General features: G+C 39.1%; 9 protein-coding genes and 1 tRNA gene. 4 read left to right on the forward strand and 6 right to left on the reverse strand.

From position 1 onward, the window contains the following. Positions 1–102: 102 nt before the first annotated feature. The 4 genes from AACV33_RS19665 to AACV33_RS19680 all read right to left on the reverse strand — a co-directional run bounded on the left by AACV33_RS19665 (position 103) and on the right by AACV33_RS19680 (position 3,711). On the reverse strand, positions 103–1,236 hold the full coding sequence (locus AACV33_RS19665; RefSeq protein ID WP_182699566.1) for a sugar ABC transporter substrate-binding protein: 1,134 nt from the start codon (positions 1,234–1,236) through the stop codon (positions 103–105). Between the two features lie 685 nt (positions 1,237–1,921). After that, positions 1,922–2,012, reverse strand: a tRNA-Ser gene (locus AACV33_RS19670). Between the two features lie 82 nt (positions 2,013–2,094). Then, complete coding sequence (locus tag AACV33_RS19675; protein ID WP_182699567.1) at positions 2,095–2,592, reverse strand: ATP-dependent zinc protease family protein; 498 nt, start codon at positions 2,590–2,592, stop codon at positions 2,095–2,097. A gap of 174 nt (positions 2,593–2,766) precedes the next feature. Beyond that, on the reverse strand, positions 2,767–3,711 hold the full coding sequence (locus AACV33_RS19680) for a TerC/Alx family metal homeostasis membrane protein (RefSeq protein WP_017021366.1): 945 nt from the start codon (positions 3,709–3,711) through the stop codon (positions 2,767–2,769). Positions 3,712–4,101: 390 nt separating this feature from the next. Here AACV33_RS19680 and AACV33_RS19685 point away from each other — a divergent pair, with 390 nt between their 5' ends. Continuing rightward, complete coding sequence (locus AACV33_RS19685; protein WP_023604517.1) at positions 4,102–5,265, forward strand: tetratricopeptide repeat protein; 1,164 nt, start codon at positions 4,102–4,104, stop codon at positions 5,263–5,265. 128 nt (positions 5,266–5,393) lie between these two features. On the opposite strand, the gene AACV33_RS19690 is transcribed toward AACV33_RS19685, so the two are convergent. Both AACV33_RS19690 and malT read right to left on the reverse strand, forming a co-directional pair. Beyond that, positions 5,394–6,314, reverse strand: coding sequence for a DUF368 domain-containing protein (locus AACV33_RS19690; protein WP_012551472.1), 921 nt, complete (start codon positions 6,312–6,314; stop codon positions 5,394–5,396). A gap of 106 nt (positions 6,315–6,420) precedes the next feature. Continuing rightward, the gene (malT, locus tag AACV33_RS19695) at positions 6,421–9,126 is read right to left on the reverse strand and encodes an HTH-type transcriptional regulator MalT (RefSeq protein ID WP_017021368.1); all 2,706 of its coding nucleotides are present in this window, start codon (positions 9,124–9,126) and stop codon (positions 6,421–6,423) included. A 396-nt stretch (positions 9,127–9,522) separates the two neighbouring features. Between malT and AACV33_RS19700 the strand changes: the two genes are divergently transcribed. The 3 genes from AACV33_RS19700 to glgB are packed head-to-tail and all read left to right on the forward strand — an operon-like array spanning position 9,523 to position 16,421. After that, positions 9,523–11,976, forward strand: a complete 2,454-nt coding sequence (locus tag AACV33_RS19700; protein ID WP_023604519.1) for a glycogen/starch/alpha-glucan phosphorylase — start codon at positions 9,523–9,525, stop codon at positions 11,974–11,976. Positions 11,977–12,033: 57 nt separating this feature from the next. Next, positions 12,034–14,214 (forward strand): 4-alpha-glucanotransferase, encoded by a 2,181-nt coding sequence (malQ, locus tag AACV33_RS19705; RefSeq protein ID WP_182699568.1) that lies wholly within the window; start codon positions 12,034–12,036, stop codon positions 14,212–14,214. Between the two features lie 14 nt (positions 14,215–14,228). Continuing rightward, positions 14,229–16,421: a 1,4-alpha-glucan branching protein GlgB gene (gene glgB / locus AACV33_RS19710; RefSeq protein ID WP_370527108.1), complete on the forward strand. Its 2,193-nt coding sequence runs from the start codon at positions 14,229–14,231 to the stop codon at positions 16,419–16,421. Positions 16,422–16,437 lie beyond the last annotated feature (16 nt).

A 16,437-nucleotide genomic window follows, 5' to 3' on the forward strand; every position in this document is an offset into this window, starting at 1 on the left:
CTACTTATTTATCTAGTTGTTGTGTAGATATGTCATGTCTTTGTATTGCACGATGCCGTTATTTGGCATCGTGCAGATAGATTGAAATCGAATGGATGCGGATTACATGTCTTCGATATCAATTTCGATCGTATCAACGGCTGCATCTAGTACCGCTTTTACATCTTGACCTTGTGCTATTTGAGCAAGACCCGTTTTCATTGGTCCCCACACTTTCATGAACTCTGGGATGCTTGGCATCGGTTGGCCGATGTTTGTCGCATCAAAGATAGCTTTGTGTAGAGAGCCTTCTTTGTAATTTACCGATAGGCTAGGTGAGACTTCACGAGTGTCTGCATACCATTTGTTTGCATTTTCAGGCGTTGCTAGGAATTTAATAAACTCGCGTGCACCTTCTTGATTATCACTGTAACCATTTACAGTCATCCCTTTTGTGCCTGTTAGGGCTTTATATGGATGACTGCCATCCCAACTTGGAATTGGTGCTGCACCAACGTTAATGCCTGCTTTTTCAATATCAGCAATTGCCCATGGGCCGTTGATAATTGCTTTTAGCTTACCTTCCATGAAGTACTTCATCATGATGTCATAAGCAACGGTATCATCTTGCATTAGTGTCCAATGACTCACACCACTGTTATATAAACCTTGAGCCGCTAAACCTGCTTTGATTGCGTCTGGTGTATTTAAACCAATATCTTCAGGGTTATTGTCTTTGAAGATATAACCGCCATTAGACATAAACAGGCCGCCAGTGAAGTAGAAATCAGTAAATTTCGCAGCCCACTCTGATGGTGGGATTTCTTTCAGTGTTTGTGGAGCTTCTTTTATCATGTCTTTGTTGTACAGAAATAGGGTTGTATCGGTAGACATTGGAAGCATGTAGGTTTGGCCGTTATAGGTTGATGCGTTGGTTGCGGCATCGGTATAACCGTTAACGGTGAAATTGGTTGGGGCAATTAAATGTTGATCCGCTAGTTCACCAATACGGTCATTTGGGATCATGAAAATATCAGCAATGTTGCCTTTTTGAGTCGGTAGGGCAGCCAGTAAATCAAACATACTTGTTGCTGCGACTTCAACTTTAAAGTCTTTACCTTGGTTAAATTGCTCTGCCAATTCGGTGAAGTAAGGTACGTAGCTTTTTTCTACACCGATAACAATGTTTTCTGCGGCCATTGCGGTATTGCTTAATAGTAGGGTGGCTGAAACGGCAAGCGATATTTTCTTAATCATTTTATTGCTCCTGAAAAGGGATAGAGTTTTAAACCGATAAAATCACGTTGGTATAATTTAATGGTATCAACAGCTTATATTTAGTATTAAGCGGTCTCTCTAGAGTGCTTCCTGCGATACATGTTTGCCTGTTTATAAGGCTAACGTCATTGGATTTATCATAGGCCGCGGGTGAGACAGGGTGAAATACTATTTATCTTAGGAAGCCATAGATAAAATGCATATCACATAGATAAATGTTATCTAACGCAACGATATCTAGGGTATTTATTATCTTTGATAGGTTAAAAACGTGAGAGTAATAACAGTCTGTAGGACGAGACAGAAGAGAGGGGCAAATAGGTAGGGTAAACAAAAGCAACTTTAGATCACAAATGTAGATAAAATTAAATATAGGTATTTGATAAAAACAGGCTAAGTCAAAGACGGAAGCTTGCATTGTAACTCAATATGAAGAATGAGCCCCCAGTTAAGGGGAAGTGATAATACAAAAAAGACAATATAAAAAAAGGCCAAGTTGAGTACATTCAACTTGGCCTTTCTCTGTTAATCGAACCATTACTCATTGTTGGTTTATTGATTATTCCTTTAAATTACGTAAAAAGGTGACGTAATCATTATCAATTCTATATCACGTGGTTCGAAAACAAAAAAGCCCTAGCATTTCTGCTAGGGCTTTAGAATGTGGTGGAGGGATAGGGATTTGAACCCTAGAACCGCTATTAACGGTTGCCGGTTTTCAAGACCGGTGCTTTCGACCACTCAGCCATCCCTCCAATGCCGCGTATAATAGGGGGAGATGATTTTCTTGTAAAGCGTTTTTTCTATAATTCAGTTTAAGTGATTAAAAAATAAGCGTTATTCGACATTTCTTTCAACATCGACTAAATAATCACCTTCAAGCCAGTTACGACCTATCAATAATTTATAATCCAGCTTGCTTCGGTCACGTAAATTAACCGCGACTTTCTTTTCTTTTCCATTGAATTCTAAATGCATACGAACGGCATAACGACGTTCAACCCCTTGAGCATTACGAATCTTACTGACACGGATGATACGACCGGTGTGCTTTGATGCTTCATTTTTTTCATTGTAGGTTGTGAATTCAATGGTATCACCGAGGTGATCACGCATGTTTTTACTTTCACCTTCTTTATTCAGGATTTTGATGTCTGTTTCATGAATAGAGGTGGTGGCAGCGCCTGTATCTATCCGAGCTTTATAATTTGAGTCGAGCTCTTTAATGTGAATCGTTTCAATTTGACCAACAATTTCTTTATTTGAGCATTCTTCGTGAGCAAAACTAGAAAATGAAAGAAGCAATAAGCTGAAAGATAACAGTAATTTTTTCATGAAAACCTTATAAAGATGAGAATAATGTAATAGTAAGAATAGACTCCATTTAATGGAATGAGTTCAGTTGATGTAAAAAATACGACATTTTTATGTAAATAATTTTATGTTAATTGGAATGAGATAATAGGATTTAAGAAGCGGCCATCAGAGTTGATGGCCGCTTAAGGTTAGTTATGCGTCTTGTGATTTATTTTTGTAGATAGAGCCTACAATCGCTAAAGTGATAATACCGACAATCGTTAATAACGAGAAAGCAGTCGGGACTTCATAAGCCGTATCAACAAGGAACATTTTAATCCCGATGAAACCAAGGATGAATGCTAATGCAGGTTGTAAATAACAGAACTTGCTTAGCATGCCTTGCAATACAAAGTATAAAGAGCGCAAACCAAGTAAAGCGAATACGTTTGCTGAGAACACTAAGAACGGTTCTTGAGTAATCGCAAAGATGGCAGGAATGGAATCTAATGCAAACATGATATCGGTAAACATAATAACAATAACCACAAGTAACAGTGGGGTTGCTATCATTTTCCCATTTACTTTGGCAATCAATTGATGGCCGTAATACTTATCATCAAATGGGATGTGTTTTTTCAAGAAAACGACAAATTTTGATGATGAAAAATCACTTTCTGCTTCAGTATCCGTAAACCACAATTTAATACCTGTGATAATCAAGAATACGGCGAAGATGTAGAGGATCCAATGGTATTGAGTCAATAACTCTGCGCCAACAAAGATCATGATGCCACGTAAAACAAGTGCACCGATGATACCCCATAATAAGATCCTTGGACGGCTTTGTTCAGGCACAATAAACTGACTAAAGATCAACGCAAAGACGAATAAATTATCGACACTCAGCATTTTTTCTAATAGATAACCAGTAATGAAGGCCATGCTTGCATCTGAAGGCGAGTAAGTACTTTCTGGCGCCATTAACGGCCAGTATACGTAAATAATTGCACAGAAAATAAAGGCAAGAACAAACCAAAAAAATGACCATACTAATGCTTGTTTTAAGCTAGGTGTGTTTTTTCTTGTTTGAAATAGGTCTAGAGCAAATAGAGCGAGAACAACGAAACCAAATAGTTCCCAAGTTAACGGTGACATAGTAATTCCTTAAAATAGGTAAAAGGACTATGGCACTAAAATTGAGAGCACAGACCTTCTACCATTAACAATAATAATTAACGTTATGGTATTGGTCTTGTCAAAGTGATTGGCATTCATTGCCCACTTACAGATACCGGAAGTCGAAACTTCGGGATGACGATATCTGAACAAGATTAAGTATTAAACCTTGTGACTACTCCCCAAGACTCGGATAGTAGTCCTACTTTCTAAATAATTCAAACAAAATATCAATGAATGAAAAATATTTAATAAAATAATGACTTATCAGTGTGAATATTGAATCTATATCACTAAATTATTGTTAATGTTTTGCTTATAAAAGCCGATAATAGGAGTGATATCAAAAATATAGAGTAATGGTGTAGCATGGATTGGATACAAGTAGCAGTCACTGGACTGGTTGTTTTATTAGTAATGGTGTGTATTAATTTCTTTTTTGCGAACAGTAAGCAAAGAAAGGTCGACGAAAGAAAAGAGAGAGAGGCGATCTCTTACCGTAGGGCGCTTTCGGAAGCTCGAGCAGCAGAAAGGCAAGAACGAGTATATAAAGCACAAACAGGGCATATTTCGACACAGCTTTTTTTAGCCAAAGAAGCGGAAATGAATAATTTTGAAGAAGCATTGCATTGGTATGAAATGGCTGCAAATCACGACAACGCTATTGCCATCCGTTCTGTCATCCGCTTATGTGATAGTCGTCGTGAAGATTCTGAGTTAAAAAGTAAATCTAAATTTTGGGGGCAAGTCCTGGCTGCAGAAGAAGGTGGGGCCGAAGAAAAATTAGCGTTAGGTATCGCCTTTATACAAGGTAATGGCGTTGATGCTAATATTGAAAAAGGCATTGCATTAATTGATGAAGCGGCAGAAATGGAACATATTCCTGCTCAACTATTTATTGCAGATTGGTATGTAGCAGAAGCAAACCCTCAGCCTAATGCGAAATTGGCGGCGGAATGGAATTTACGAGCAGCGATGTTAGATAATACCGAAGCTCAAATACGTATTGGTAAACAATATGCCGAAGGTAAAGGCGTTGCCGTCGATCCTAAAAAAGCGACATATTGGTTAGAACTTGCAGCAGAAAGTGGTGATCCTAAAGCGCAATATTTTGCGGGTGAAATGGGCGCAGACACGACTGAAAAAGGCAATTCTGTTGCGTATATTTGGTTTTGGTTAGCGGCTGCAAATGGCATTGAAGCGGCAGCAAGTCGACGAGATCATGTTGGACACTTAGTCGGTGTGGATGCTGTGATTGGTTTACAAGGAATGGCAAAACCTCTTCATGATAAAATGAAACGAGGAAAGCTGAGAAAGCACGCGGTTATTAAGTCTTTAGATAAACTGTATCAAAGACAAAGTTACTTTCCTGATGAAAATGAATTTATGGTCGGTGATGAGCCTAAATTGGATGCTAACGAGAAAGGTCTCGTGTCAAAACCAAGTACAACAACGGCTGAGATAGAAAAAGATAAGAAACCTGATACTGTCAATTTTAGCCAAACAAAGATGGATGGCAGCGCGAAGTTTTAGTTTTTGTTGATGTAGATACTTCGAAATAGAGAACAATAAAAAAGGAGCGATTATTCGCTCCTTTTTTGCATCTATAACTGGATGATTTATGTGCCGCTATCATCGGTTACTGACAGAATAAATAAATATTATTTACCTGTTTTCTTTGCGTAAGCTTCAAGACCGAGCACTAAGCCAATGCCTAAAAGAACACCGACAACCGCGAAGCCAATTAATGCGGGTTGTTGAGTCACATGCTCGTAGTTAAATGGAGATAGGTTATGTTCAATGAGAGGCACTTGCTCTCCTTTTGAATTAATACGCCATTCAATAACTTCTTTCCAAGGCCAAATCTTGCCTAATGTACCCGCCATTAATCCTGTTAAGAAAATTAAAGTCAAATCGCGGAAACGTTTTAAAAGAAAAGATAAAACATGAGAGAAACTCAATAAACCAATTAGACAGCCTGTAGAAAACAACGCCATGGTGACCAGATCAAGAGATTTAACGGCATCAAGAATTGGGCTGTACATACCAAGTAGTAATAAAATAAAACTACCAGAGATCCCCGGCAAAATCATGGCACAAATAGCAATAGAGCCAGCCAAGATAAATGTGAATGTTGATGGTGTTAATGCAACAGGATTAAGGACTGTGATGGTATAAGCAAACACAGCCCCAGCCACTAGCATGATAATTCGGCTAATTGACCATTCTTCAATTTGTTTTGAAATATGAACAATCGAAATGATAATTAAGCCAAAGAAGAAAGACCACAATGGAATCGGATGTGTGTGAAGCATCCAGGTGATTAATTTTGCTAATGAAAGAATGCTGGTTAAAATGCCACCAAACAGTGAAATAAGAAAGAAGCCGTTAATGTGATTAAATGCGGCTTTAAATCCGTCGCGTTTCCATAAACCAAATATTGAAGGGTTTATACGTCGGATACTTTCTAAAAGCGTATCGTAAATACCTGTGATAAAAGCAATCGTACCGCCAGATACCCCAGGAACAACATCTGCTGCGCCCATTGCCATACCTTTAAAAAATGTCGTTAAGTAGTTCATTTTAGCTCTGTATATAAAGAAGAAAACCTATGCATAATGCATCTATGTTGGATGATTATACATAAGTTAAGTATAAAAAATGTCGTAAGAATGACTCTAGGAGTGATTATTTCATCATGCTTACTAACTCATCAGCCATTGCAATGGCTGCTTTACGGTTTGGAAGGTTAAGTTTTTGATATAAATTACGAATATGAGTTTTGATTGTCGTTGGTGCAACATCAAATTCAGCGGCGATTTGTTCATTACTAAACCCGGAATAAATTAACCCTAATACCTGCCATTCTCTGTGAGTTAATGGGCTGGCTCGGATTAATTCGGGCACTTCTGGTGTATTGAGCACTTTTTCAATAAAAGCTTCATCAAAGTGAGCAGAGCGAGATCGCTTATTGTTTGATAACGCTTTCTGTAATTGGTCTACTCGATGTTTTTCTAGTTCGGTTAAATTTCCTTTTTGTTGTAATTTAGCAAGAGGTTTGAGCACTGCTTGTCCTGCCATTAAGAAGCTACCGATTATCCCCGTTTGGTTCGATTGCTTGATCGCAAGATGCATTGCTTCAATCGCGGCATCGACTTGTTTATCTTCAAAAAGAAGAACGGCTTCCATTATCGCATTACGGTTGATATCCGTGATTAATTTATGTTTTTGAGCAATGATCTGAGAGTCTTTTAAGGTATTAATTGCCGTATCTATATCACCAAGGTGAAAGTATGCCCTTGCTATGTTGCGCCATTGAAGCTGTGTAAAGTGATTGCAACGAGTTTCTGGGCGATCAGCATGAGCTAGCCAATAATTGATTGATTCAGTATTGCCTTTCGCTTGCCAATAGAAAAGTTGCGCAGAAGAAGCATTGGCTTTCCAGTCGATATGATAATCGGCTTGTCCAAGTAATTGTTGGCATTTTTCTAGGTAACGCTCTGCTTTATCAAACTCTCCACGGGCAACGGCTAAACGAGCAAGCATTGAATAGCCGCGCAGATGTTTAGTTTCATCAAAGGGTGAAAGTACGTCTAAGCCTTTCCAAGTGCATTGTTCTGCTTCATCAAAACGGAACCAGAACCAATAGATTTGAGCACGAGAACGCAATAAGAATTCATGAAGTGGTAATTGATATAAATCTTGTTCTTCAATCAGCTTGAATCCGTTATCTTGCAGATCAAACGCGGCTTGCATGAAGCCTTGTGCCATTAGAATTTCACTTTGTTGCAAAATAGCCCAGAGTGCTTGATGATAAATGCCATAGGTCATCGCCATTTTTTCAGTTTGTTGCATTAACGCGAGGGCTTGCGCCAAATTTCCCGAAACATGATGATATTCACCAATTACGGAGGTAGCGACAATACGACTACGGTATTTATTCATTTCTAACTGTTCGAGAGCTTTCTCTGCGAGAAGCAATGCATTCTCTGGTTCGTTTTTGTTGATAGCGACTTGCGCTCTCAATGCATCTAACTCACCTTGAACATGGCGATCTAATATAATATTACGTGCTGACATCTCTTGTTGAGCTTCAGACAGTAAATCGTCAACATGTAAATAGTTGTGTTGGCTTTGAGCCAACCATGCACGAATAATGGCTAAACGAGGAGAGGCGAACAGGGTGTCTTTGTCTAATTGATCAATCGTTGACTCTAATAGTACAAGCTCTCCATTATTAAACAAATGCCAACCATGTTCTGTCAGTATTTCAGCAATCAGAGTGTCATTTTTTGCTTTCTTTGCATGACGTAAGGCTTGATAAATATTCTTGTGAGCTAACCAGGCATGAGCGGCTTTAAATTGTAATTCGTTTTCTTCATGAGCTAAGTGGTTCTGGCGTTGGTGAGAAAGAAACTCTGCAAATAAATTATGATATTTGTACCATTCGCCGTGCTCTCCATCGCTATTAATGAATAAACCAAAACGGTTTAGATTTTCGATGATAAGTTGAGAGTCACTTCGTTGGGTTAAATCACTCACCAATGCGGCATCAAAATGTTCAAAGACGGCACTGCGCATTAAAAAATGTTGTGTTTCACTGTCTAAGTGGTCAAACACTTCTTCGGCAAGGTAGTCCCACAAATGCGCTTGATTTAAGTTGGTCATTGCTTCTGCTGAATTCATTAATGATTGTTTGTTTTGAATACTGTGCAATGCAATTAATTGAAGAGCAGAAGGCCAACCTTCGACATGCTCGCGTACGTGGGTAATGGCATCTTGGTCAATGTCATCATTTAAACGTTGGCTAAAAAAGAGGGACGTTTCTGATTGGTCGAATGCCAAGCTTTGATTATCGATCTCAATAAGGAAATCTCTCACTCGTAGATTCGCCGTATTTAAGGGAGGTTGAGAGCGACTGGTGATCACCAATGTGAGGTTATCAGGTAAGTGTTTTAAGAAAAATTTCAATCCTAAATGAATAGCCTCATTAGTAATGAGGTGATAATCGTCTAATACAATGTAAGCGTCTTTTTGAAAAGGGAGCAGTTCGCTAAAAACTTGAGAAAATAAACTAGATAAAGAGGCAAACTGACGTTTTTCGGTTAACGCTTTAGAGTGAGAAAGCTCAAGGCTTGTCGCATTAGCAATGGCTTGGACAAAATATTTTGCGAATTTGAATTCATCGTTGTCTCCGTCATCAAGACTATACCAACCAGTGTCGTCTTTTTCTGATAGCCATTGCGCAGCCATCGTTGTTTTACCGTAACCAGCAGGGGAGCGAAACAAAACAAGTTTGTAGTGGGCAGCATCGACTAGAGAGTCAAGAACACGAGATCGTAAGATGGCATTATGTAGACGTCTTGGAAAATGTAATTTTGATGGTATTAACATAATTTTCATTCTTCTTAAAAATACTGAGTTTATTATCCTCAATAATGAGAATGAATGAATCAGCTACGCCCTATAATTGTGATCTATTACTCCTTTTCTTTCTGGATCAATTTATAAATTCAAATTAAAAAATACAGAGAAATCGTTTTATTTACCGAATGTCTAAAAATGTGATCTTGTTATCATTTTGTGTTTAATGCTGAAGAAATGTGTTTATTATCACGCCAGAATAATAGATAGCCCTACAAATCATGATTATGGTCACACTTAGATTTGGTAATTATACCTACGCCTTAACGCTTTTTTATCTCCTCCCCCTAGGTAGGAGGATGCGACGTTAATTTGAACAGTGCACGATATACACAGTGATTATAAACCTTCGTGAGAGTTCTTATTATGAAAACGAATAGCATCAAAAAATTTGATAAAGCCGCGTTTCAAGCGTCTGTAAAACAACACTTAGTGTCCACTTTTGCCGCTGATGAAAAAACAGCGACGTCTAAAGTATGGTATTTAGCGATGGGTAAGGCCCTTGCTGAATTAACAACATTTGATTTAGTTAATACTGAAAACGATGAAAGAATTAAGAATGCACGAAGTGTGAACTACTTATCTCTTGAGTTCTTAATTGGTCGTTTAACAGGTAATAACCTTATTAGCATGGGTTTATATGAAGATATTACGGATGCAATGGGTGAACTTGGTCATAATTTAACTGACTTGCTAGAAGAAGAGCGTGATCCCGCATTAGGTAATGGTGGTCTTGGTCGCCTTGCTGCGTGTTTTATGGATTCACTTGCAGCACAAGAATTTCCTGCGATTGGTTATGGTCTGCATTACGAATACGGTTTATTCCGTCAATCATTTGATGATTGTCGCCAACAAGAAGCGCCAGATGCATGGCGTGGTATTGAAGGTTACCCATGGGAAGTGGCTCGTCCTGATTATGCACAGCAAGTTGGTTTTTACGGCAAAGTTGAAGTATATGAAGAAAATGGCGCAGAGAAACGTCGCTGGACTCCTAGTATGTCTGTGGAAGGGATGCCTTGGGATTTACCGATTGTCGGTTATCAAAGTGATACCGTTTATCCATTGCGTTTGTGGGAATGTCGAGCTAAAGCTCCGTTCAGCCTTGCGAGCTTTAATAATGGTGATTATTTTGAAGCTCAACATGCTTTGATTGATGCGGGTAATGTAACGAAAGTCTTGTACCCTAATGATAATCATGAGAAAGGGAAAACACTGCGTTTAATGCAACAGTACTTTCATTGTGCTTGTTCAATTGCGGATATTTTACGTAGACATGATGCTGCGGGTCATAAAATTGAAGATCTGCCTAAATACGAAACGATTCAATTAAATGATACACACCCAACAATTGGTATTCCTGAATTGATGAGAATACTGATGGATGATCGTGGATTAAGTTGGGATTCTGCATGGGCAATTTGTTCTAAAACATTTGCTTATACAAACCATACATTATTACCTGAAGCATTAGAAACATGGAGTGAGTCTTTAATTTCACGCCTACTTCCTCGTCATATGGAAATCATTTTTAAGATTAACTATTTATTCCTTGAAGGTGTAAAACAAAAATGGCCTGGAGATGTATCTAAGCTGCGTAAGCTTTCTATTATTCAAGAAGGCACTCACCGTATGGTGCGAATGGCGAATTTATGCGTAGTTACCGCTTATGCAGTTAATGGGGTGGCCGCATTACACTCGGCGTTAGTTAAACGTGATTTATTCCCAGAGTTTAATGAATATTTCCCTGGTAAATTAACAAATGTTACCAATGGTGTGACCCCTCGTCGTTGGTTGAAATTCTGTAATCCTGATTTATCTGCGCTTATCTCTGAAAAAATTGGCAATGAATGGCCAGCAAAATTAGACCAATTGTCTAATATCGCAAAATTTGCGGATGACGTGGCATTCCAAAAAGAATTCATGGCAGTTAAAAAGAAAAATAAACAACGCCTTGCCGATTGGGTTCAAGAGAATATGGACATTGAGCTAAATACAGACGCCATTTTTGATGTTCAAATTAAGCGTTTGCATGAGTACAAGCGTCAGCATTTGGATTTGTTAAACATACTTTCTTTGTACCATCGTATATTGAATGAACCTGGTTTTGATATGCACCCTCGTGTGTTCTTCTTTGCTGCAAAAGCGGCTCCGGGTTATCACTTAGCAAAAGAAATTATTTTTGCTATCAATAAAGTGGCAGACAAAGTGAATAATGACCCTCGAGTGTCTGATTTCATTAAAGTCGTCTTTATTCCGGATTACCGTGTGAGCATGGCTGAAATTATTATTCCAGCGGCAGACGTTTCTGAGCAAATTTCGACGGCGGGTAAAGAGGCATCGGGTACTGGTAACATGAAAATGGCACTTAACGGGGCGATTACCGTTGGTACGATGGATGGGGCAAATGTTGAGATCCGTGAGGAAGTGGGTGATGAAAACATCTTTATCTTTGGCTTAGAAGTTGACGAAGTTGAAGCGCTTGTTGCGTCAGGCTACAACCCATATAAATACTATGAGGCCGATCCATTATTACAAGCGTCACTAGATTTATTGGCTGGAGATGAATTTACCCCAGGTCAAATTGGTCAATTGTCGGCCATCCGTGACAACTTGCTTTACGATGGTGATCAATACTTAGTCTTGGCTGATTTCGCAGATTATGTTCGTGCTCAGAATGATATTGATGCGGCATACCGAGACCAAAAACAGTGGGCAAAAATGGCTATTTTGAACACGGCTTTAGTCGGTAAGTTTAGTTCTGACCGTAGTATTCGTGATTACGTCAATAATATCTGGAAATTGGAAGCGATAAACCGTTAATCCTATTTAGACTATAAATACAGAGGGCAGTATAAGGCTGCCCTCGGAGATTAAGTGATGACAAATAATAACAATGCGCTCTATCAAGTCGCAGAAATGGCCGGGTTAGCAAATAGCTATATCAGTGCATGGGGTGATGAAGAAAAAGTCAGTGATGACACTCTAACTCGTTTATTAGCCGCTTTAGGTTATGATACTAAAAACGATAAAACGTTATTAAGTTCGGCTGAAAAAAAACATAAGAAAGAAGTGCTTGAGGCGGTTAAGGTTGTTCGTGATAACGAACCGCTTCACGTTGAACTTCATCTTGGAAAAAGTGCACGTATTAGTGAGTTTAGTTGGAAATTAACGACGGAAGAGGGTGAGGTACTTGAAGGCTACTTACAGTCTCAAGTTATTTCTGATGACCGTGTCGATGGAGGGGCGTTATTATTTTCGTTACCTACATTGAAATGGGGGTATCATTCATTAGAAATCATACGCAAGCGTCGTAAAGCGCCGTATGTAATGACTCTAATTGTGACGCCTCAGGCGTGTTACAAACAAGACGCAATTAATGACGGTAAAAAGCTATGGGGGCCGAGTGTTCAACTTTATACGCTAAGAACCGCTCATAATTGGGGAATCGGTGATTTTGGCGATCTTAAGCAACTTGTCGGTGAGATAGCAAATAGAGGTGGAGATTTTGTCGGTTTAAATCCAATTCATTCTTTGTTCCCTGCGAATCCTGAAGGGGCGAGTCCTTATAGTCCATCGTCTCGTCGTTGGTTAAATATTCTTTATATTGACGTGTGCTCAGTGCCTGAGTTTGCATTATCGAATCAAGCTCAAGAAGTTGTCGGCAGTGCTGAATTTCAACAACGTTTGAATGAGGTGCGTCAATCTCATTGGGTAAATTATACTGAAGTCTCTTCACTTAAAATGGGTGTATTACCTTTTTTATTCGCAGAGTTTAAAACGCGTCATCTTGATAAGAATAGTGCTCGTGCGAAGGCTTTTTTAACGTTTGTTGAAGAGGGGGGCGATAGCTTATTACAGCAAGCGGCATTTGATGCGTTACATAATACCTTATACTCAGAAGACCAAAATGTATGGGGATGGCCTGTTTTTCCTCAAGAACTTCAACAGTTTGATAATAAACAAGTGCAGCAATTTATTGCAGATAATAGCGATCAAGTTGATTTGTACATGTACTTACAGTGGTTAGCTTTTACCCAAATTAATGATGTTCAACAATTCGCTGAAGATAAAGGAATGGACATTGGTCTGTACCGAGATCTGGCGGTTGGTGTTGCTGATAGTGGCTCTGAAACGTGGGCAGATCATGGCAGTTTATGTCTTGATGCCAGCATTGGTGCTCCACCAGATGTATTGGGTCCACTTGGTCAAAATTGGGGATTACCTCCATTAAACCCTCAAGTTTTAAAAGCAACTGCTTATGATGCTTATATTGAATTACTTCGTGCGAATATGCGTGCTTGTGGTGCATTGCGAATTGATCATGTTTTAGGTTTACTTCGTTTGTGGTGGATCCCAAAAGGGGAAGATGCAACGAAAGGCGCATACATGTACTACCCAGTAGAAGACATGTTATCTATTCTTGCTTTAGAAAGTCATCGTAATTCGTGCTCAGTTATTGGTGAAGATCTAGGGACAGTGCCTGATGAGATTGTCGATTTACTTGCAGATGCCGGCATTCATTCTTATAAAGTGTTCTTCTTTGAAACCGCAGAAGATGGCGGGTATTACTCACCAACGCATTATCAAGAGCAATCTATGTCTGCATTATGTACTCATGATATGCCGACATTACGTGGTTTTTGGCACTGTGATGATTTAAAAATGGGCGAAGAAATTGGCTTATATCCTGATGCAGAACAGTTAAAAGAACTCTTTCTTAGCCGAACAAAATCAAAACAAGAGATCTTAAATAGTGTTGATTTTCATGGTTTTCTTCCAGAAGGTGTAGGGCGTGATGCTACGTTTGTGCCAATGGACAGATATTTAAGTGATGCATTGCAACTTCACTTAGCTGCAGGATCGAGCGTACTTCTCAGTTTACAACTTGAAGATTGGCTTGAAATGGATAAACCAGTTAACATACCGGGTACGGTTGATGAATATCCAAACTGGCGTCGTAAATTGTCTGTTACTTTAGATGATATTTTCAATCGTCCCGAAGTGAATGAATTAACTAAACAGTTAACTGACATTCGTGCCCAAGCTAGTAAAAAATAATAGGAGTGTTTACGTTGAACTTACTTGTTGAACGTAAAGAAAAGGACGTCTACATGCAGCTCAATCGAGCTGCATTTTGTGATCCATTTTCTTTTTTAGGTCCACAGTACCAATCTCAAGATATCGCTCTACGTGTTTGGTTGCCTGATGCAACGAACGTAAAAGTAAGAATTTCTGCTGATCTTGAGTACCCTTTAAGCCCAGAACCTCATTCTCGCAATTCGGGTGGTTTCTTTCTTTCTAGTCCGATTGATTTGACGGACAAGCATTATCAACTTGTTGTTGATTGGAGTGGAACGGAACAGATTATAGATGATCCATACCAGTATCATTCTATTGCCCCAACGGAAAGTAGTGTCCATACACCAAAAGAAATGTATCACCATTTAGGTGCGCATGTTTTCACTGTTGAGCGTGATGGTAAATTAATTAAAGGTGTGCGATATATTGTCTTTGCACCAAATTCATCTTCTGCAAGTGTAATTGGTGACTTTAACCAATGGGATGGTCGTCGTCATCCTATGCAGCGTATTGATAATGGACTTTGGGCGTTATTTATTCCTGAGCATGCTGTCGGAACGAAATATAAATTTGAACTAAAAGGACCGCATGGGGAAATTCTTCCTCATAAAATGGATCCTTTTGGTGCGCATAACGAACAATATCCTTCATTTTCTTCTGTGGTTTATGATCAATCAAGCTACGAGTGGCATGATACGAAATGGCAGAACCGTCCTGTAACCGCAAAGCAAAAAGAGGCGTTATCTTTTTATGAATTGCATATTGGGTCGTGGAAACGAAATGAGAAAGGTGAATTTCTAACGTATCGTGAACTTGCTGAAGAATTAATCCCCTACATCGTTGAAATGGGCTATACACACATAGAATTAATGCCAGTTTCTGAGCATCCATTCTATGGTTCATGGGGTTATCAACCGATTGGTTTATTCTCACCAACAAGCCGCTTTGGTTCACCAGATGATTTTAAATTCTTTGTTGATGAATGTCATAAAGCCAGTGTCGGTGTGGTATTGGATTGGGTTCCAGCTCACTTTCCATCGGATTCTCATGGTTTAGCTAATTTTGATGGAACCTCATTGTTTAACGATCCGGATCCGCGTCGTGGTTGGCATAATGATTGGCAGAGTTATATTTATAATTATGACCAATTGCATGTTCGTGAGTTTTTAGTCTCTAATGCCTTGTACTGGTTTGAGCATTTTCATATCGATGGTTTACGTGTCGATGCCGTTGCATCAATGCTCTATCTTGATTATTCACGTGAAGATGGCGAATGGATCCCTAACTGGGATGGGGGTAATCATAACCATGGTGCCATTGCTCTGCTTAAATGGATGAATGAAGAAGTGTATTCTCATTTCCCTAATGCAATGACGATAGCAGAAGAATCTACGGCGTATCCTGGGGTGTCAGCACCAACGTTTGATGGCGGTCTAGGTTTTGGGTTTAAATGGAATATGGGTTGGATGCATGACAGCTTAAATTACATTCAAGAAGATCCAATTCATCGTCGTTATCATCATGATACGATTACTTTTCCATTAGTCTATGCGTTCAGTGAGAATTTCATATTATCGTTGTCTCATGATGAAGTGGTGTATGGAAAAGGGTCTATTCTGGATAAAATGCCAGGCGATGAATGGCAGAAAACAGCGAATATGCGTGCGTACATGGGTTACATGTATGGACAACCTGGTAAGAAACTGAACTTTATGGGAGCAGAGATTGCTCAAAGTGCAGAATGGGATCATGATGATCAATTACAATGGTTCTTAACACAATTCGATCGTCATTCTGGTATGCAGCATCTGGTTAAAGATTTGAATCAGTTATATCGTAATGAAGAAGCACTTTATATTAATGACTGTGAACCTTGTGGGTTTGAATGGCGTTTACAAAATGACGCTGAGCAAAGTGTATTAGCCCATGAGCGTTTAGGCGATAACGGTGAGCGTATATTAGTGATCAGTAACTTTACTCCTGCACCAAGAAATGACTTCCGTTTAGGAATGCCAGTTTCAGGTGAGTATGAACTGGTTTTAAATACGGATGCTGATTATTACGGTGGCAGCAGTTATGACGTCGTTAGTAATGTACAGACAGAATCGGTGGAATCTCAAGGGCTAGCGCAGTCTTTAGTCGTAAACCTACCGCCATTATCTACGGTTTTCTATCGTTTAAAATAATGAATTGAACAATAAA

The sequence above is a fragment of the Aliivibrio sp. SR45-2 genome (assembly GCF_963890165.1).
Lineage (GTDB): Bacteria > Pseudomonadota > Gammaproteobacteria > Enterobacterales > Vibrionaceae > Aliivibrio > Aliivibrio salmonicida.

What these genes read in the sequence shown, in the direction of transcription:
- AACV33_RS19665 (WP_182699566.1), bottom strand. Translation starts at nt 1,236, where the DNA reads ATGATTAAGAAAATATCGCTTGCCGTTTCAGCCACCCTACTATTAAGC.
- AACV33_RS19690 (WP_012551472.1), bottom strand. Translation starts at nt 6,314, where the DNA reads ATGAACTACTTAACGACATTTTTTAAAGGTATGGCAATGGGCGCAGCA.
- malQ (WP_182699568.1), top strand. Translation starts at nt 12,034, where the DNA reads ATGACAAATAATAACAATGCGCTCTATCAAGTCGCAGAAATGGCCGGG.
- AACV33_RS19700 (WP_023604519.1), top strand. Translation starts at nt 9,523, where the DNA reads ATGAAAACGAATAGCATCAAAAAATTTGATAAAGCCGCGTTTCAAGCG.
- AACV33_RS19680 (WP_017021366.1), bottom strand. Translation starts at nt 3,711, where the DNA reads ATGTCACCGTTAACTTGGGAACTATTTGGTTTCGTTGTTCTCGCTCTA.
- AACV33_RS19675 (WP_182699567.1), bottom strand. Translation starts at nt 2,592, where the DNA reads ATGAAAAAATTACTGTTATCTTTCAGCTTATTGCTTCTTTCATTTTCT.
- malT (WP_017021368.1), bottom strand. Translation starts at nt 9,126, where the DNA reads ATGTTAATACCATCAAAATTACATTTTCCAAGACGTCTACATAATGCC.
- AACV33_RS19685 (WP_023604517.1), top strand. Translation starts at nt 4,102, where the DNA reads ATGGATTGGATACAAGTAGCAGTCACTGGACTGGTTGTTTTATTAGTA.